The organism is Prolixibacter sp. DSM 2831 (assembly GCF_056493735.1).
Genome location: NZ_CM151379.1, coordinates 4,465,117 through 4,483,261, shown reverse-complemented (window position 1 = coordinate 4,483,261; position 18,145 = coordinate 4,465,117). Strand labels below are relative to the sequence as shown.

Genomic DNA, 18,145 nt, shown 5'->3' with positions numbered 1-18,145 from the left:
TTAAATTGAGATTTCATGCAGAAACTTGAAGATAAGTACCGGATTTTTGAAGATAAAAACAAAGCGGCCGAAGCCGGTGGTGGCGAGGCTCGAATTGCCAAACAGCACGATGGTGGTAAACTGACCGCCCGTGAACGTATTGATGTTTTTCTCGACAAAGGAACATTTGTCGAACTGGATAAAATAGTCACACACAGCTGCACCAATTTTGGGATGGATGAGAATAAAATCCCGGGTGATGGTGTAGTGTCTGGTTACGGAAAAGTAGACGGACGCCTGGTGTATGTATTTGCACAGGACTTCACCGTTTTCGGTGGTTCGCTGAGCCGTACCAATGCTGATAAAATTGTGAAGGTGACGCAGCTGGCGCTGAAAATGGGAGCTCCTATCATCGGGTTGAATGACTCGGGTGGTGCCCGTATTCAGGAAGGTGTGCGAAGCCTGGCTGGTTATGCTGATATCTTCTGGCTGAACGTAAAAGCTTCGGGTGTTGTACCACAGATTTCATCCATCATGGGACCATGCGCCGGAGGTGCTGTTTATTCGCCGGCACTCACCGATTTTATCTTCATGGTAAAGGATACCAGTTACATGTTCGTAACCGGCCCGGAAGTGGTAAAAACAGTGACTCACGAAGAGGTAACCAAAGAGCAGCTCGGTGGTGCCATGACGCACAACGCGAAAAGTGGTGTGGCTCATTTCCTCGGACAGGATGACGAGCAAACTCTGATGATGATTCGGGAATTGCTGAGTTATCTGCCGTCGAATAACATGGAAGATCCGCCTGTCATCCCTTGTACCGACGATGTAGAGCGGGAGGATGAGCAATTGCAAACCATTGTTCCGCCGGATCCGAACAAGCCGTACGATATGCACACCATCATTCGTTCGGTTGTCGACGATAACCACTTCTTTGAAGTGATGCCGCATTTTGCGCAGAACATTACAGTTGGATTTGCCCGTATGGGTGGACGTACTGTAGGTGTTGTGGCTAATCAGCCCGATCACCTGGCGGGAGTGCTCGACATCGATTCGTCGGTAAAAGGAGCCCGTTTTGTTCGCTTCTGTGACTCGTTCAATATTCCATTGGTTACTTTCGTGGATGTACCGGGATTCCTTCCGGGAACTACCCAGGAGTTTGGCGGTATCATTCGTCACGGAGCCAAGTTGCTGTATGCTTATGCTGAGGCTACTGTTCCGAAGATTACGGTAATTACCCGGAAAGCTTATGGAGGTGCTTACGACGTGATGGCCAGCAAGCATTTGGCTGCTGACATGAACCTGGCATGGCCTACTGCCGAGATTGCGGTAATGGGACCGGAAGGTGCCGTGAATATCATTTTCCGGAATGATAAGGATGCAGAGTCGAAAGCCAAGCGCGTAGATGACTACCGTGACAATTTCGCTAATCCGTATCGTGCAGCCGAGCTCGGTTACATCGATGAGATCATCATGCCGAAAGACACCCGCAAGAAGGTGATTATGGCATTGGAGATGACCAAAAACAAGAGCGAAACCAATCCGCCCAAAAAGCACGGAAACATTCCGTTATAGATAGTGAAGTTAATTGACAAGAAAAGGCAGCCGGGTGAATTCCGGGCTGCCTTTTTCTTTTAAGTATTGGGTATTTGATAGACATCGTGATTTACGAGCCTTCCATTGTTTTGCTGATGTTGGAGGCCAGCTGCTTAAGCGAATAAAATCGTATGCTGTAATCGCGAATGGTAGCCAGCATGTGTGATTTAACAAACATGATTTTGGCCAAATCTCTCGAGTCTTTCTGTGCTTTTTCTACCCGTTTTTTTTGCCGTTTGACGTAAAGTTGCAAGCCGTATTGAAGGTGTTCGCGGTCGGTTCGCGAAAGTTCGTCGATCAGGGCCGAAGCAGAATCAAGCGCCATGGACGCTCCGACACCAGCTGTGGGTAGAAATCCGGCAGCAGCATCACCCAGTAAAATGATATTGCCTTTGTTCCAGCTCTCCGTTCGCACGTCATGAAATTTCCATAGGAATGGTCTCTCGGTGTCGAGAAGTGCATCAAATGCTCCCCGTAACAATTCTTCGTCCTCGTGAACATGCTTCCTAATCTCTTCGGCAAAACCTTTCATTCCCTTTTCATCAATCAGGTCATCGGGTCCGCCGAGAAAAACACCTATTTTATTTTTTACCGGGTATAGACCCATAAACGAAGAAGCGCCCCAGTATTCCTTGTAAGCATTCATATGTTTGTTTTCCAGCCAGGCAACCCAACCGCCCCAACCGGTTTCGTAAAAGGAATACTCATCTGGTTTCCACAATTGCTTTCTCGTAGATGAATGGATGCCATCGGCAGCAATGACAATATCAAACTCCCGGGATGTTCCGTCAGAAAAGGTTACCTCCACTTTATCCGCTTTTACCCGAAAGGCCTCTGCCGTTGTTCCAAAGCGTAATTCAGTCGAGCGGAGTTTTTCCCGGAGAACCCGGATCAGTTCTTTCCTTTCGATTCCGCGGTACGAACCAAACTTTTCGTTTATGAAATCCAACGGATATGCCTTATTCAGCCGGCCATCTTCTTTGTGTATTTCATATGTTTTCATTTCGATGCTTCGGTCAAAATAAGCTTTGTCGGCATCCAGCTCCGATAAAACCCGTCCTCCGAGAGGCAGTAGTCCGAGCATGTATCCCGAATTATTGAACTTTTTTTCCGTGTCCTTCTCGATGACGAGAGGAGTGGCTCCCTGTTTTTCCAATAATCCCGCACAGGCGAGTCCTGCTACTCCTGCTCCAATAATCAAAATGTCAATTTTTTGCATTTTATTCGCCTTTTATCGTTTGTAGATTAATTGTTTAACTGATCCAACGATAGCCAACCCTGAAGGTTTCGTTCCCAAATTTTTCGTCGGATTTTTAAAATTCATGGGCTTTTCAAGACTGGCCTGGCAGCGACAAATAACGCCTGACTACTACCGTCAGGCGTTAATGTTTCAGCTACTCTCTATATTCGAACACGCCAATTTTACTCTCACGCTCTCTTGGGCGAAATTAAAACGACCATTTAAGGTCGAAAAACAACATCTGACCAATATCTCCGAACTCCGTAAGGCTGTCACCCCAAAACAATTGTCCAACAGCTGACAATGCCAGGTTTTCAGTAAGACTAAAAGTCGCTGTTGGGCCAACATAAACAGACTTGTCGTATGGATTGTAAATGGAAGCTAGGTCAATTTTGATGAGCGGTGTTATGGGGTAGGACAGTTCGCCAAACAGGTCGAAACGGGAACGAGTCAAAGTTTTGGCATTTACATTATTCATCAGCAGGTTGGAAAAAGATCCTGACAGACTACCGTTTTGGGCATAAGCTGGTCCGGTTGCACCTGCACTATTGTAAATGCCTGACAACTGAGCAAACAAATTGTTTTTGAAGGTGTAGTTCATGTCAACCGAGGCTACCCATACATTGCTGGTGTCGGCAAACTGTTGCTGGTTTCTGAACCACGATACTTCCCCGGTGAATCCTGCACCGGCAATAGAGCCTGCCCAACCCATTCCGGCAGTAACATCATCTTCCATTACGCCTCCAAATGCCTGGAAATCATAGTTCCATTTGGTGAGACGATACATGGCAGCTATTGTTTTTTTCTGTTCTCTCCTTAACACGCCGTTACTATCAGGAAGTTCTGTATAGCCTAATTTCGCTGCCAACTGAACCGATGAAAAGTTACCGGTATACCACTGCACCAATGCGGCATCACTCCCGGGTTTTTCCACGTAGTTGAATTCGAAATAATTATAAGCATTGAAAATATCATTGGGGTTCCAAACCATGTTCTTACTCCAGTTGATTCGTTGACGTCCTAACGTTATTTCCAGTTTATTGAGTGACAGTTTTGCGTTGGCCCGGTCGAAATTGGTATAAAAGAGATACGAAGGGTTGTCGGAATACCTCATTGTCAGATCGAGATAACCGTTGTCAGCCATTGCCATCTTATTATAGTTGAAGCCGGCCTGCTCGAATAATTTGTTGTAGGTGGCTATGGTTGGACCAAATATGAAATTGTTCCGCATGCTCACGTTAATCTTCAGATTGTTGAGCAGTGAATACTGAAAATTAAAGCGGTTATAAATCCCCGATTGACTTTGCCAGTTGTCGATTCCCAACGTGCTGTAAATAGCGCCCTGAGGTATCCAGGTGTTATTAAGGTATTCGGTATATCCGGTAACCAGCAGATGGTTATTCTTTGCAAATGTACGATGATGACTTACAAAGAGGAACAGTATGGCAACGCTACTTCTGAATAACCATTTCGAAATAAACAGGTGTAGGTTTTTGTTCCACATGGAAGTATGGTTTTTGCTAATAAAGTTCATAGCTGCAGTAATTCTGTAAAATGAATTGAAAAGCAGAGGTCACCACAAAACCACAGGTTAAATTGGAAACTCCTTTTTATTATAGCTCTGTTTTGAGGATAACCTCCGCATGTTGGCCTTACCTGTCAAATTGCTCGTCTTTCAGGATTTTTCCATCTTCAATGGTTAAAATTCGTCGCGCTTTATCCATCACACGTTGGTCGTGTGTGGCGAAGATGAAGGTGGTGTTATACTTTTTATTCATTTGTGCCATCAATTCGAGTAATTCGCTCGTGGAGACGGAATCCAGGTTGGCCGTAGGTTCGTCGGCAATGATATACTTAGGGCGCGAAGCCAATGCGCGGGCAACTGCTACCCTTTGTTGCTGACCGCCCGACAGCTGGCTGGGTTTTTGGTCCATTTTGTCATCGATTCCCACCGCTCCAAGCAACTCTTTGACTCTTTTCTGACGTTCTTTTTTGGGAACTTTTTGCAGAAACATGATGAACTCTGTGTTCTCTTTTACCGTTAGCACCGGTATCAGGTTGTAGGCCTGAAATACAAATCCAATGTTGTTCAGTCTGAAATCAATCAGCTGAGAGGAGCTGAGCCCCCTCAAATTCGTATTCTCAATAAAGATATCACCCTGGGTGGGGAGATCGAGTCCGCTTAGCATGTTAAGCAGGGTGGTTTTCCCGGAACCGGAAGGTCCAACAATGGCCGTAAATTCTCCCTCTTCAATTTTCAGGTTAATTCCGTTAACAGCTTTTACAGGGACTTTAGTTGTATTGTAGGTTTTATATACCTCTTTTGTTTCTATGATACTCATTTTATCAATATTTTGAATGTTTAATCTTCTTCCCGAATGGCAGTAGCCGGTTGCAGTTTGAGAGCTCTCATCATAGCCGGAATACTGGCTAGAATAGCAAGCAGGACGACAACTATAACGGTCGTAAAGTAGAATTCGCGATTTACCTGGAAGTAGACAGTTGAGCTATATCCAATCGAATTAAGTCCTTTGGCAAAGGAGGAAAGATCCAAACCATGAATTGACAGGTAGTCAACCAGTAAAATACTGATGACAAGTCCAATGACTGCGCCAATAATTGAAAGGAACAGCGTTTCCAGCATAACCATCCGGACTATTTTCCGTTTGTTCATGCCCAGTGCGATGAGCATTCCGATTTCGCGGGTTCGCTCCATCATGGACATTAACATGGTATTGATAATGGCGAAGGTGAGGGCAGCCAAAACAATGATCAGAAACAGGTAGGAGAAATAGTTCATCATATCCACCATCGATTTCAGCAGTGGCTGAATCTGATCCCAACTCTGGATGATTAATTTTTGACTTTTGACCTCTGCAGAAAAAAGAGTGTTGAGCTTTTTCGTTACTGCCTTCGTATGTTGGCTACTGTTCAGCAGAATGGCTATTTCGTCCCCTGCCTTGGTGGGATAGCCGATTAAGTTGGCTAAGTCTTTCCGGGTAACAAAAACATTGCTTTTATCGAAGTCGGTGTTGGACGTTTTGTATATCCCAACCACCAGAAAAGCCCCATTGGTAATGGTTCCGGTAGAATCGGTCATAGTGACAATGATTTTATCGGAGACGCCAATGTTGAGTTTTTTCGCCAGTTTCTGACCAATAATGGCCGGAATTTTCTGTTTATTGCTGAGATAAGTCCCTTCAACAATGTGATCATGCAAATCACTGACGCGATATTCGTCATCGGGAACAACACCGTTGATGCTGATACCGGCACCGGCATTAGCCGAGGAAGCCATGGCTGCCCCTTTTAAGCGGACACTGACGGCTTTGACATTCGCGATTTTCCTGATTTCATCCGCTTTTTTTTCCGCATGGGGAATGAGATATTTGGTTTCCTGGTTAAGAAGAAATCCCGGATTGTGTAGTTGGATATCGGAAACTTCGTTGGCGATGGCTGCATCGACCCGCTGATTGGTCAGACCGGTCATGTAACCGTCCATTTCCACAGCGCCAATAATGCCAATGGTGAGGGCAGCCATAATAATGCTGCTTCTCAATTTGTTTCTCCAAAGATTTCTCCAAGCGATTGCTCGTAACATAGTTCTTTTACAGTTTAATGCCGGGAGGCGTTTAGTATATTAAATCGGGAAATGAAAACGACCGGGTAAAGTACCGATACCAAAGACAGTATAAAGATGATAGCGGTTTGGCTGACAAAAATATGCGGCTTAACCGAGAAGGGCAGAACCGGTTTAATGTTGAACTGCAAATAAAGATCAGCCATGCTCCCGGAAAGTGGAATCGGATTTTGATGGTAGTAATACAGCACAGGGCTGATAATCAGAAGTCCTATTAGGACGCCAATGAACGATATAATAACGGTTTCGATGATACTGACCAGTACGAGTTGCCAGCGTTGCATACCTACGGAAATCATCACCGAATATTGTTTGCTCCTTTCCATGGTCATCATCAGAATCGTGCTGAATATGCTGAAAGCAACTACGATATAAAGGATAAACAGCATCAGCTCTCCTGAAACATTATCAACCTCGATTGCTTGCAAAATATCCGATAGCATTACTTTCCAGCTCGTCGCTTCATAGTGCTTTCCAAGTTTGGTCAACAGGCTCTTTTTAACCTGCGGAAGATGGTCCGGCTCATTCAGAAAGACAGAAATCCCTGTTAAAAGCCCTTCCTGGTAAGGATAAACAAAAGCCTGTGCATCCTTCAGGTTCACATACACCAATTGGCTGTTCATCTGCAACGAGGGAAGGTGAAAGATTCCGGAAATCGGGTAGATGCCATAAGCAGTAACTCCTCTGAATCCTTGCCCGATGAGTACCAGGCTATCGCCCACATCCATTTTGAGGTATTGAGCCAGTTTATCTCCAATGATGACCGAGTGTTCTGACTTCGACAGGTAATTTCCCTTTACAATTTTTCCTGACAGGTTCGTCTGGCTGTTCTCTTTGTCAGGCTCAATGCCATCGACCAAAACCCCTTTCGTTAGATTTCCGTATGATGCCAATGAAAATGTTTGTAAAAACGGAAGCGTTTTGGATATTCCGGGAGTGCTTTTCAGGGCAGCATCAATGCTGTCTTTGTCAAAAAAAGCCCGGTCAATGCTTTGTTCTTCCCAGTAGCCTTTGCTGTGTATTTGCAAATATCCCACTTGATTGACTCCGGCTTTTATCATTTGATCGTAAGAGCCCAATTGCATGGAACGCATGAACAAAGCCAATACCAGCGCCAATACCACCGATGCGACTGTTAGCAAAGTACGCCGCCGGTTTCTCCAAAGGTTCCGCCAGGCTATTTTAATCAGTGTCTTCATGTTATTGGTGATTTACAGATTTCGGGGCTGAATATTCTTGATGTGCTGAATAGAAAAGAAGTTCTGATTGATATCCTTTAAGTCAAATTCCTGATGCGAAATATCGATCACGGTTTTATGCCCGTGTTTTATATTGGAAACCATTTCGAGATGCGACGGCAGCAAGCGTCCACCCATCATTTTAAGATTGGAAGCCGTTTCTGTTTTTACCAGGTTACCTTTCGTATTATAAAATTCTTCTTTCAGCGTATTCAGGTTCTTTTTAGAAATCCAGATCTTTATGGCACCCCAAACAACCGGGGCTTCCGGAAGCGGTTTCAAATCGATGACGTAGCAATCGTAACCATCGATTTTTTCGCTGCCGTTAAACTGGTGTGTATAATCAGTGATAACCGATTTCATTTTCATCAGGTCGTTATTGGTGAAATCGGATCCCATCCACGCCTGCATCATCATGGAAGGCGGTATTTTAACAATGCGATTGATCGCCGGAATAAAATTCCACATGTCTTTTTTGTATTTCAGGAATACTTCCCCTCGGTCATGCGCAGGAGCTGTGATGTAGGTGATGTAGTAATCGTCGCCCAGCGACCAGTTTTGCATTTCGATGGAACGTTTCCATGATGGACGGACAACGGTCATTTTCATGATACCGAAGCTGCTTTTCCCAAGGAAAAGGTTAAATGATTTGGTGACAATCTTTTTGGCGGCTGGATCATCCTTGGTTGGCTGATTCTGAGCATGAGCCGGTCGGGCGATGAACAATGTCATCAGGAGCAAAACTCCGACAGAATAAATACGTGTTTTCATTTTCATATTTTTTGATTTCAATGGTCGGGTACCATTGGTTAAATTCTTAGAAGTAATGTTGAGGACAAAACTACCATGCAGGCATAGAGGGAGCGTCTCATGTTCCGAAATCGGGACATGAGCTGAAATGAGACTTGCGGAAAGGGGTTGATAAAGAGATAAAAAGGAAATGAAGTCTCAATTTATTGAGACACGATTTGAGCTTCGGCTTGTTTACGGGCGGCTCCAGGCGTAAGACCTGTATGCTCCTTGAAAACCCGGTTGAAAGATGACTTGGAATTGAATCCGCATTCCAGTCCGAGTCCGAGCAGTGAGTAGTGATGATATTTCGGATCGGCCGCCAGTTGTTTGAAATATTCGATGCGGTACTGGTTCACATACTCGAAGAAATTCATTCCGAAGTGGCGGTTGATGACACGCGACAACTGGTGAGGCGGCATATCCATCATCCGCGAAAGATCGTTGATGGTGAGCGAACTTTCCAGGAAAGGTTTTTCTTCATCCATTAACGCACTGAGTCTGCCGGCATCCTCTTCGTTGACAACAACCGATACTTCTGATTTGTGGTGGATTTCCTCTGATTGTACATGCTTTTCATGATCTTCCCGGGCGATGGTCAGCGGTTCGAATCGGAAAATCTCGCCTTGCCGGTAACCGAAGTAACCCAGAATGAAAATGAAGAAGGTGAGCATGATGTAAAAGGAAAAGTCTGTCCATGCCAACGGAATACTAATAACGCTGAAAAGAATGGCCAGTCCCATATCGAAGAAAAAGAAAAAGGAAAAAGTAACAGCTAACCGGCGCAGCCAAAGGAGATCAACATTATCCCGGTACGAATAAACCTGAAGAATTTGCTGCTTGTGCTTTTTCAATGCCTTGAAAGTGGCGACGATAAACCAGACAAAGCAAACCAGCGAAACCGCCGCTGATGGTAACATATTTAACGGAATACTTTCGCCGCTGCTGAGGAAATGATATTTCACCTCCATTGGCATTGCGAAGTAGGGATACATCATGATGCCAACCAGTATTGCCGGGGTAAAACTCAGGAGAATGGATTTGAGTTTCCTTTTTTCGTTAGTCAGCGTCAATACATAGTTATACAGGAAAATGGGATGAAGTGTCAACAGGGTCGATTCATATCCCACCATATACACATACACGCGGATGTTCGTCATGTAAATAAACGGAATCATCAACTGTGCTGAGAGAAATATGAGCCACGTGCCCAAAATTGCATCGGAGCGTTTCCGGTTGCTCCGGGAAAAAATCAGAAACGCAAAGAAAAGTGCATTGACGGTTCCCAGTAAATAGAAAAACCGGAAGATGGAATAAAAAGGCATATGGTCTTTTTTCGGCAGAAATGAAACTTACTAATGCGAATATACACATCCTGACGTAAAACAACCGGCTCATTCGGAAAATGATTCCGATGAGGCCGGCCGTTTCGTGTGGATATTAACCTGTAAGTTTTGTCGTCATCAAGGTATTGAAAAAGAATTCCCGTTACTCTTTGGGGGCATCCTCTTTCGGCGCACAGAATGTTTTGATGCCGAAAGGTGCATACAGCGGGCAGAAACTGACCAGGCTGGTGAGCACAAAAATGGCCGCCAGGATGAGCAGAATAATGCCAATGGTTCCGGTAATAATACCCGCATAATAAAGGGCAACAAATACAATGGCAAGAAGGACGCGGATGATCCGGTCAGTGTTTCCCATGTTCTTTTTCATAATGAAAGTTTTTTAATTAAGGTTTAAACCTTCCCGAATAATTCTTCCGGGTGTATAAACAAATAAAGCAAAAAATCGTTCGCGCATTACTGTTCGCCCGCCTGTTGTTCAGTAGCTTTCTGAGGAACCACGTACAACTTCGAGGTATCGAAGCCTAGCTTCTGCGCTTTTTGCAATAGTTTATCGTATATGTTCTTATCCAGTTGAGGTGTGCGGGATAAGACCCACAAATACTTATCGGAACTGGCAACTAGCGCATATTGGTAATGTTCTTTGTCCAACGCCACAATCACGTAATCGGCGTAGAAGGGACCGAAAAATGATACACGCAGATACCCTTCGCCGGGGTTTCCGGCCAGTTTAGCTTTCCCGATGGCCATTTTGTGTTTCCCGTCCGGTTTGTCACCTTCGTTCTGCACCCGCACCTTGCCGTCTTCCCGCAAGGAATAGGTAGCGGTTACATTCACCAGGTCTTTCTCGAAACGGTTGGGTAGTCGGGCAATTTCGTACCACTTGCCCAGGTATTTTTGAAGTTCAAATCCGGAGACCGGTGCATAAGGTGGTTCCTTTTTCCCGGTACAACCGGAAAGAAAAAACAGTCCGGCGACAGCCGAAAGTCCGGTAATGGCAATCCATTTACGCATAGCTAAAAAAAGATTGGTTTTAACTATAAAAGGAATGGGAGAGGAGAAAAGTTTAGTCGTGTTTAGTTATAAAGCGTTAACGAAAATACAAGTCTCTGAAAAACCGTCGCCGACCATAGAACGGAACGAAAAGCCGCAGGAGTTCCAGACCGATGTATCCACGGGCTTTCAATCGGAAATAGTCGGTTACACCTCTGTACACGGTGGAGTAAAGCATTAGCGTTACCACGAACGCGAGACTGTATTCGTTTTCAATCATCCAAAACATCAAAGCAAAGGGGGAAAGGATGAACAGATAATAAATCAGTAGATTTTTCATGGGTTAGTTTGTTAGGTAAAAGGTTAGGATATAAGTGCTGATCTATTAATGGATTAAGAAAGAAAATTACTTTCTGATTTTCAAAAGTTTTTGACGAACATACGGATCTGGTATGTGAACGGTCAATTTTGTAAGGTGAACAAAAATTATGTTTTCTAAAAAGAGTGTCAACGGTTTGATAATTAGTCTTCGTTTTCTAAACCTATTACCATTCTCAAATCCGGTATCAAGGTATTTTTCATTACTCATTTTTCATTACTCATTGCTGAATGAATTTCCCTCACAATCCAACGGAAACCAGCGACGTTTTTTCTATTTTTGTACCCTTTAAAATCATATTCAGGGAATTCGCCCTGCGAACATCTTCCGGCGAAAGCTGGTTGACTATTAACGAGACATTAAAAAAGAAAAGATATACCATGGAAATCCCAAGCAAGTACAATCCTGTAGAAGTTGAAGACAAGTGGTACCAGTACTGGATGGAACAAGGTTTTTTCCATTCGGAGCCCGATGAGCGGGAGCCTTACACCATCGTCATCCCGCCGCCCAACGTGACGGGCGTGTTGCACATGGGCCACATGCTGAACAATACCATTCAGGATATTTTGGTACGCCGTGCCCGGATGCAGGGCTACAACGCTTGCTGGGTGCCGGGAACCGACCATGCTTCCATTGCTACCGAAGCGAAAGTGGTGGCTAAACTGCGTGAAGAAGGGATCAAAAAAGATGACCTCACTCGCGAAGGCTTCCTGGAACATGCCTGGGAATGGACGCACAAGCATGGCGGCATCATCCTGGAGCAGTTGAAAAAACTGGGGGCTTCCTGCGACTGGGAGCGTACAGCGTTCACCATGGATGAAAAACGTTCGGAGTCGGTTATCAAGGTATTTGTCGACCTGTACAACAAAGGGTATATCTACCGTGGGGTTCGGATGGTCAACTGGGACCCGGCTGCCAAAACCGCTCTTTCCGACGAAGAGGTGATTCACAAGGAGGAGCAATCGAAACTTTACTACGTTCGGTATGCAATTGAAGATACCCCCGGTGAGTTCGTTACCGTAGCAACCACCCGTCCGGAAACCATTCTGGGCGATACGGCGGTTTGTGTGAACCCGAACGATGAGCGCTTCCAGGACCTGGCCGGCAAGCGTGTGTTGGTCCCGCTGGTGAACCGCAGTGTCCCGATTATTCAGGACGAATATGTGGATATGGAATTCGGTACCGGCTGTTTGAAGATTACCCCGGCACACGATGTGAATGACTACGAAATCGGGTTGCGCCACAACCTCGAGGTGATTGATACCTTCAATGATGATGGTACGCTGAGCAAAGAAGCCGGCTTCCTGGTAGGAGTTGACCGCTTTGAAGCACGGAAGCAGATTATTCCGTTGCTGAAAGAGGCTGGCAACCTGGTAAAGGTCGAAGATTACACCAACAAGGTAGGTTATTCCGAGCGTACCGACGTGGTGATTGAACCGAAGCTCTCGGCACAGTGGTTCCTGAAAATGGAAGAGCTGGCCAAACCGGCGTTGGAAGCAGTAGAGAACGGAGACGTTCAGTTTTTCCCCGGCAAATTCGTCAACCTGTACCGCCACTGGATGGGCAACATCAAGGATTGGTGTATCTCACGTCAGCTGTGGTGGGGACATCGCATCCCGGTTTACTACCTGGCCGATGGAAGCTTTGTGGTAGCCGAAACGGCCGAAGAGGCATTGAAAATGGCCAAAGAGACGACGGGGCGCGATCACCTCACCATGGACGATTTGCATCAGGATGAGGATGTGCTCGACACCTGGGCTTCGTCATGGCTGTGGCCGATATCCGTGTTTGATGGTATCAGCGACCCGGATAACAAAGAGATTAACTACTATTATCCGACGAACGATTTGGTGACTGCCCCGGAGATTATCTTCTTTTGGGTAGCGCGGATGATCATCGCCGGATATGAATATCGCGGGACATTCCCGTTCAAAAATGTGTATTTCACCGGTATCGTACGCGACAAGCTGCGTCGCAAGATGTCGAAGTCACTGGGGAACTCGCCCGACCCGCTGGACCTGATCGCCAAGTACGGCGCCGACGGTGTTCGCGTGGGTATGTTGCTCTGTTCTCCGGCCGGAAACGATATCCTTTTCGAGGAATCGCTGACCGAGCAGGGAAGGAACTTCAGTTCGAAAATATGGAACTCTTTCCGCCTGGTACATGGTTGGGAAGTAGATGCGTCATTGCCGCAACCGGAGCATGCACGTCTGGGCCTTGACTGGTTCAACGCCCGCTTGAATGAAGTGATTGCTACCATGGACGACCACTTTGCGAAGTATCGTCTGAGCGATGCGTTGATGACCATCTATACCGCTATGCGCGACGACTTCTCGGGTTGGTTGCTCGAAATCGTGAAGCCGGCATACCAGCAACCCATCGACAAGCAGACCTACGATGAGTTGGTAGCGTTGTTCGACAAGATGCTGCGTCTGCTGCACCCGTTCATGCCGTTCATATCGGAAGAGATTTGGCAGTTGCTGGGTGAGCGTAAAGAAGGCGAGTCCATCATGATGGCAGAATGGCCCACCGTAGCTGAAGCCGATGCTTCGTTGGTGGAACAATTCGTGAACGTGGAAGATGCCATTACCGGTCTCCGCAATGTTCGTAAGGAGAAGAATATCGCCAACAAGGAAACGCTGCATGTAGCGGTGTTGCCGGGCGAAAAAGGATATTCACCGGTGTTCGATGCGGTACTCCGGAAGATGGGAAACCTCCATCAGCTGGATGTGGTGAACGAAAAAGTAGATGGTGCGCTGTCATTCCGTGTAAAATCGACTGAATACTACATTCCGCTGGGCGACCTGGTGAATGTAGAAGAGGAGATAGCCAAGATTGAAGAAGAATTGAAATATACCCGCGGATTCCTCACTTCGGTGATGAAGAAGCTGGGCAACGAGCGCTTTGTAAGTGGTGCCCCCGAACAGGTGGTAGCCACCGAGCGCAAAAAGCAGGCCGATGCCGAGGAGAAAATCAAACTCCTGGAAGAGCGCCTCGCTTCGTTGAAATAAAGAGTTTATTTACCTCGTCCAAAGGTAACTTTCCAAAAACCTGACGGGTCTTCGTGGCTTGTCAGGTTTTTTTGTTGATACACCTCGATTTCTTATAAACTCTGTTGTTTATGAAAATGAATGTTATTCGCTTTCAGTCTTACACCCCTACTCCGAAGTATCGGAGCCCTAAAGGGGACTTAACTCTTCGATGAAGGTTGTTTCTTCACGTCATCATTATTCGTTTTTCTGGCAATTTCAACGCTCCACAGCTAAAGCTTTCACTGCCCTCAAAGCCCCTTCAGGGGTTTGGGGTGAATTAGTGAAGCTCTTTTTGCCTGTCTATACAAATCTTCTCAAGATTCATGAGTACCTGGTCCAGACTATTCAGCACTTCCTGGTTGGTAAAGCGTACTACTTTGAGTCCCCATCTTTCCAATTCTGCTTCTCTTCCGATATCATATGATTGACTCGTTTGAGACATATGAATTCCTCCATCGATTTCAACAATCAGTTTCAGTGGATGACAATAAAAATCGGCAATAAATATATCGATAGGATGTTGCGGCCTGAATCGAAGGTTGAGCAATTTTTTCTCTTTGAGACACTCCCATAGTTTTAATTCTGCCTCGGTCATATTCTCTCGTAACCGTTTCGCCCTTTCAAATATGATAGGGGGAGCATTATAAAACAAGGAGACTTTGCTGCTGATACCCATTACGAAATGATTTAGTTAATTGGCTGGTCTTTAAGGATAAATTCCCTGAAAGAGACTTGTCACCCCAATTAAGGTAATAGCAAATTAGCAACTTTTGGTATTTGTGTCAACCAACCCATGAAAAGTACTGCTTCAACATCTACTCACTGTACTGAAAGGCCTGTCAGAGATCTGGGGTAAAATTGCGGTCCGGACTATTACCCCTAAATCCCCTGAAGGGGACTTAACCACTTCGATTTTGGGCACAGTAGGGCAGATAGGTCTGGTGTACCTATTAACCGTTCAATAAAGACACTGTCTCAACAATCACTCACTGCCCTCAAAGCCCCTTCAGGGGTTTGGGGTGAATTAGTGAAACTCTTTTGCCTTTTTAGCTTGTGGCCCTAATTCATCATTTAATCCCGAGGATTCGGGACAACATTTTTAAAGATATACCTCCGGCTCCTTTCTTTCCGAATAGTTATCCACCAACCACTGACTCTTCTCTTTGATAAACTCCGAATCATTTACGCGGGCATCGGTGGGGCACTCCTTGATGCAGGCGCAGCATAGGATACACGCGTTGGCATCCGTTTCCGGGAGGTCGTTGAGGGTGACGGCGCCGGTGGAGCAGACGGATACACAAATACCGCACTGGTCACATTTATCAGCAACAGTAGTAGGTGCGATGGGTGGCTTTTGTCCCAGTGGTTTGTAGGGAAAATTTCCGGGAACCGCTATCGGGAAAAGTGTTTTTGCCTCCAACAGCAGTTCGTTGATTTTCTTACCGAAGGCACCCGCTTTCTGCAAGTCGCTGGTATCTGGCCGGCCGGGTGCAATGGAATAATCGCTGGTGGTGTACGAATGCTCGCCAATGAAGGCGGCAGCAGCGATGGGGACAAAACCCTGTTCTGTCACGATGTCGCGAAGTTCGAGCAGAGCATCTTCGTAAGCGCGGTTGCCATACACAACCACTACTACGGCAGGTGTTTGATTTCCCTTAATCTGTTTCAGCCGGCGGGTGGCTTCGGCCGGCACGCGACCACCATAAACCGGCACACCGAAAAGGGTGATCTCATCGGGCGCAGCTTCCCAGGCCGGAGAGCTGAGTGTAAGGTCGATGTGTTTGACAGGATTGTTATCAAGGCCATGGGCAATTCCCTCCAGCACTTGCCGGGTGGTATGGGTTGGTGAAAAATAAACGATGTGCATTGTTTTCCTGGTTTGTTGGCACCAAAGGTAGGAAATATCAATGGTCGTTAGGACGATTGCGGTCGAAACCTCTTTCGTATTTCAATCAAAACCATCGCGCGACCGCTTTCCCTTCAATCGTTGATACCCCGGGGCGTTGCCACCGGGCTGAATTGAATTGGGCTTTCAGCCCGAAGGGTATCACAGGTATTTTCGTCCCGAAGGGACAGGTTATTTCAGCCCAACGTTAACGCCTTGGGGGCATGAATTTCAGATGGATATTTTCGCCCTGAAAGGGCTGATTATTTCACCCGACCTCAGCGAGGTCGTATATTGTTAGCATTTAGCATTGCGTTATTTATGTACGACCCCGGAGGGGGTCGAACTCCTTTTTGTGGTGACGATTTGTAACAACATGCCATCCCGCCGGGATGAGAATGATTCCTGATTCTTACACCCTTTTAGTTTGCAGTATCTTTAGCCAAATGGTTCTGTTGGGGTATACAATGTGGCCACGACATGTCGTGGCCCTACAACGTAGGATTTAATCGGCCGACGCAGCAATGTAGGGTCACGATACATCGTGACCGGTTATCACAGTAGCCCAAAACAATTCCCGCAAATCACTGTTTGTTTGGGAAAACCATATTCTTTAACCGGAAAAACATGTATCAAACGGCAAATCTGTACCTGTCACCCGACATGAAGATGGCGGAGGTTGTGCTCAACAACCCGTATCTCATGTTGTTGCTCGAGCACTTTGGCATCAGTGCGCCGTTGCAGGAGAAGACCATTCGGGAAATCTGCGACGAGCACAAGCTACATCCCGAGGTTTTCCTCACGTTTGCACATCTCTACAACGGAGTGGATTACAAACCGGCCGAGCGGTTTACCTACCGGGAAGTGAGGTCCATCATCAATTACCTGAGTAACAGTCATAGTTATTACCTGGGCGAGATTTATCCCAACATTCTGAAACTGATTCAGGAGATGTTTCAGGATAAGAGTCAGCCGGAGCAGGCCATGGTGGAGAAGTTTTTCAACAACTATTTCAACGAGGTTCGTGAACATCTCAACTACGAGAATGACACGGTTTTTCCGTACATCACCAAGTTGTACCAGAAAATTGAAGAGCGCGGGAATGTTAAGCTGCCCGAGACCTATTCGGTTGCCGATTACCAGGAACATCACGACGACATCGAGGAGAAGCTCACCGACCTGACGAATTTGTTGGTGAAATACCTCCCCAACAATGATGAGCCGCAGGTACGGCGGAAATTGCTGTTTACGCTGTTCGAGCTCGATTACGATTTGACGATTCATTCTAAAATTGAAGATCAGATACTCATCCCGCTGGTACAGCAGATGGAGAACTATTTAAGCCGCAAGACGACGTGAATACACACGCTTACATCAATATTCTGATTGTCGAACCTTCTTCGATTATTTACGAAGGGCTGAACCGAATATTATCCGGAGGAGGCCTTCGGTTACGGGTGTACCGTGCCGAAAATTTCGACGCTATCGAGCAGTGCATTCTCAGCAAGAAAATCAATGTGGCGATTGTGAACCCGTTGTATGTGCAGAATAACGAGAAAGGATTTCATTCGCTTCGCTCGGGGTATCCGGCCACCAGTTGGGTGGCGCTGGTGTACGCCTTTTTCGATCAGCGGTTGCTTTCGCTTTTCGATGGCAGTATCTCTATATCCGACTCCCCTGAATCGGTTATTCAGCTGGTCAAGCAAAACGCCAGTACCGAAAACAAGGAAACCGCTACGGAAGAGGTTCTCAGCGAACGCGAAACCGACGTATTGAAGCTGCTGGCCACCGGACTAACCAACAAGGAAATTGCCGAAAAACTCAGTATCAGCATTAACACGGTGATCACCCACCGGAAGAACATTACCCAGAAAACGGGTATCAAATCGGTATCGGGACTAACCATCTACGCCGTAGTGAAAAAACTCGTTTCACTCGACTATCTCTCCGAATAGCCTCATTACATGTAGTGACCCATTGCCGGGATATCCTAATAAGTAGGTATTCCACGGGCGACTTGTGTCCGGTATT

The 18,145-nt window shown here is 46.2% G+C and carries 16 protein-coding genes; 4 read left to right on the top strand and 12 right to left on the bottom strand.

The genetic code is table 11. The features are described from left to right. Positions 1-15: 15 nt before the first annotated feature. Complete coding sequence (locus AC060N_RS18600; protein ID WP_479525033.1) at positions 16-1,554, top strand: acyl-CoA carboxylase subunit beta; 1,539 nt, start codon at positions 16-18, stop codon at positions 1,552-1,554. A 91-nt stretch (positions 1,555-1,645) separates the two neighbouring features. Here AC060N_RS18600 and AC060N_RS18595 read toward each other — a convergent pair whose 3' ends face one another. The 10 genes from AC060N_RS18595 to AC060N_RS18550 all read right to left on the bottom strand — a co-directional run bounded on the left by AC060N_RS18595 (position 1,646) and on the right by AC060N_RS18550 (position 11,158). After that, complete coding sequence (locus AC060N_RS18595) at positions 1,646-2,794, bottom strand: FAD-dependent oxidoreductase (RefSeq protein ID WP_479525032.1); 1,149 nt, start codon at positions 2,792-2,794, stop codon at positions 1,646-1,648. A gap of 229 nt (positions 2,795-3,023) precedes the next feature. Then, positions 3,024-4,319, bottom strand: a complete 1,296-nt coding sequence (locus tag AC060N_RS18590) for a hypothetical protein (RefSeq protein WP_479525031.1) — start codon at positions 4,317-4,319, stop codon at positions 3,024-3,026. Positions 4,320-4,467: 148 nt separating this feature from the next. After that, complete coding sequence (locus AC060N_RS18585; protein WP_479525030.1) at positions 4,468-5,157, bottom strand: ABC transporter ATP-binding protein; 690 nt, start codon at positions 5,155-5,157, stop codon at positions 4,468-4,470. A 20-nt stretch (positions 5,158-5,177) separates the two neighbouring features. Then, positions 5,178-6,416 carry an ABC transporter permease gene (locus AC060N_RS18580; RefSeq protein ID WP_479525029.1) on the bottom strand — a complete coding sequence of 413 codons (1,239 nt, stop codon included), beginning with the start codon at positions 6,414-6,416 and terminating at the stop codon, positions 5,178-5,180. A gap of 14 nt (positions 6,417-6,430) precedes the next feature. Beyond that, positions 6,431-7,654, bottom strand: coding sequence for an ABC transporter permease (locus AC060N_RS18575; RefSeq protein ID WP_479525028.1), 1,224 nt, complete (start codon positions 7,652-7,654; stop codon positions 6,431-6,433). A 12-nt stretch (positions 7,655-7,666) separates the two neighbouring features. After that, on the bottom strand, positions 7,667-8,464 hold the full coding sequence (locus AC060N_RS18570; RefSeq protein WP_479525027.1) for an outer membrane lipoprotein-sorting protein: 798 nt from the start codon (positions 8,462-8,464) through the stop codon (positions 7,667-7,669). A gap of 182 nt (positions 8,465-8,646) precedes the next feature. After that, positions 8,647-9,807 (bottom strand): helix-turn-helix domain-containing protein, encoded by a 1,161-nt coding sequence (locus AC060N_RS18565; protein ID WP_479525026.1) that lies wholly within the window; start codon positions 9,805-9,807, stop codon positions 8,647-8,649. A gap of 163 nt (positions 9,808-9,970) precedes the next feature. After that, the gene (locus AC060N_RS18560; protein ID WP_479525025.1) at positions 9,971-10,195 is read right to left on the bottom strand and encodes a YgaP family membrane protein; all 225 of its coding nucleotides are present in this window, start codon (positions 10,193-10,195) and stop codon (positions 9,971-9,973) included. Positions 10,196-10,281: 86 nt separating this feature from the next. Beyond that, positions 10,282-10,839: a lipocalin family protein gene (locus tag AC060N_RS18555; RefSeq protein ID WP_479525024.1), complete on the bottom strand. Its 558-nt coding sequence runs from the start codon at positions 10,837-10,839 to the stop codon at positions 10,282-10,284. A 76-nt stretch (positions 10,840-10,915) separates the two neighbouring features. Further along, positions 10,916-11,158 (bottom strand): hypothetical protein, encoded by a 243-nt coding sequence (locus tag AC060N_RS18550; RefSeq protein WP_479525023.1) that lies wholly within the window; start codon positions 11,156-11,158, stop codon positions 10,916-10,918. A 419-nt stretch (positions 11,159-11,577) separates the two neighbouring features. On the opposite strand from AC060N_RS18550, the gene AC060N_RS18545 reads away from it, so the two are divergent. Then, positions 11,578-14,208, top strand: a complete 2,631-nt coding sequence (locus tag AC060N_RS18545) for a valine--tRNA ligase (RefSeq protein WP_479525022.1) — start codon at positions 11,578-11,580, stop codon at positions 14,206-14,208. 298 nt (positions 14,209-14,506) lie between these two features. Here AC060N_RS18545 and AC060N_RS18540 read toward each other — a convergent pair whose 3' ends face one another. Continuing rightward, positions 14,507-14,905 (bottom strand): endonuclease domain-containing protein, encoded by a 399-nt coding sequence (locus AC060N_RS18540; protein ID WP_479525021.1) that lies wholly within the window; start codon positions 14,903-14,905, stop codon positions 14,507-14,509. A gap of 423 nt (positions 14,906-15,328) precedes the next feature. Beyond that, positions 15,329-16,096, bottom strand: coding sequence for a 4Fe-4S binding protein (locus AC060N_RS18535; RefSeq protein ID WP_479525020.1), 768 nt, complete (start codon positions 16,094-16,096; stop codon positions 15,329-15,331). Between the two features lie 645 nt (positions 16,097-16,741). Here AC060N_RS18535 and AC060N_RS18530 point away from each other — a divergent pair. Continuing rightward, on the top strand, positions 16,742-17,473 hold the full coding sequence (locus AC060N_RS18530; RefSeq protein WP_479525019.1) for a hypothetical protein: 732 nt from the start codon (positions 16,742-16,744) through the stop codon (positions 17,471-17,473). Then, the gene (locus AC060N_RS18525) at positions 17,470-18,069 is read left to right on the top strand and encodes a response regulator transcription factor (protein WP_463233735.1); all 600 of its coding nucleotides are present in this window, start codon (positions 17,470-17,472) and stop codon (positions 18,067-18,069) included. Before AC060N_RS18530 ends, AC060N_RS18525 begins: the two co-directional genes overlap by 4 nt. Positions 18,070-18,145: the final 76 nt, after the last annotated feature.

Bases quoted from the DNA above. Each gene is read 5' to 3' on its own strand.
- AC060N_RS18600 (WP_479525033.1), top strand. From the start codon at position 16: ATGCAGAAACTTGAAGATAAGTACCGGATTTTTGAAGATAAAAACAAA.
- AC060N_RS18595 (WP_479525032.1), bottom strand. From the start codon at position 2,794: ATGCAAAAAATTGACATTTTGATTATTGGAGCAGGAGTAGCAGGACTC.
- AC060N_RS18590 (WP_479525031.1), bottom strand. From the start codon at position 4,319: ATGTGGAACAAAAACCTACACCTGTTTATTTCGAAATGGTTATTCAGA.
- AC060N_RS18585 (WP_479525030.1), bottom strand. From the start codon at position 5,157: ATGAGTATCATAGAAACAAAAGAGGTATATAAAACCTACAATACAACT.
- AC060N_RS18580 (WP_479525029.1), bottom strand. From the start codon at position 6,416: ATGTTACGAGCAATCGCTTGGAGAAATCTTTGGAGAAACAAATTGAGA.
- AC060N_RS18575 (WP_479525028.1), bottom strand. From the start codon at position 7,654: ATGAAGACACTGATTAAAATAGCCTGGCGGAACCTTTGGAGAAACCGG.
- AC060N_RS18570 (WP_479525027.1), bottom strand. From the start codon at position 8,464: ATGAAAACACGTATTTATTCTGTCGGAGTTTTGCTCCTGATGACATTG.
- AC060N_RS18565 (WP_479525026.1), bottom strand. From the start codon at position 9,807: ATGCCTTTTTATTCCATCTTCCGGTTTTTCTATTTACTGGGAACCGTC.
- AC060N_RS18560 (WP_479525025.1), bottom strand. From the start codon at position 10,195: ATGAAAAAGAACATGGGAAACACTGACCGGATCATCCGCGTCCTTCTT.
- AC060N_RS18555 (WP_479525024.1), bottom strand. From the start codon at position 10,839: ATGCGTAAATGGATTGCCATTACCGGACTTTCGGCTGTCGCCGGACTG.
- AC060N_RS18550 (WP_479525023.1), bottom strand. From the start codon at position 11,158: ATGAAAAATCTACTGATTTATTATCTGTTCATCCTTTCCCCCTTTGCT.
- AC060N_RS18545 (WP_479525022.1), top strand. From the start codon at position 11,578: ATGGAAATCCCAAGCAAGTACAATCCTGTAGAAGTTGAAGACAAGTGG.
- AC060N_RS18540 (WP_479525021.1), bottom strand. From the start codon at position 14,905: ATGGGTATCAGCAGCAAAGTCTCCTTGTTTTATAATGCTCCCCCTATC.
- AC060N_RS18535 (WP_479525020.1), bottom strand. From the start codon at position 16,096: ATGCACATCGTTTATTTTTCACCAACCCATACCACCCGGCAAGTGCTG.
- AC060N_RS18530 (WP_479525019.1), top strand. From the start codon at position 16,742: ATGTATCAAACGGCAAATCTGTACCTGTCACCCGACATGAAGATGGCG.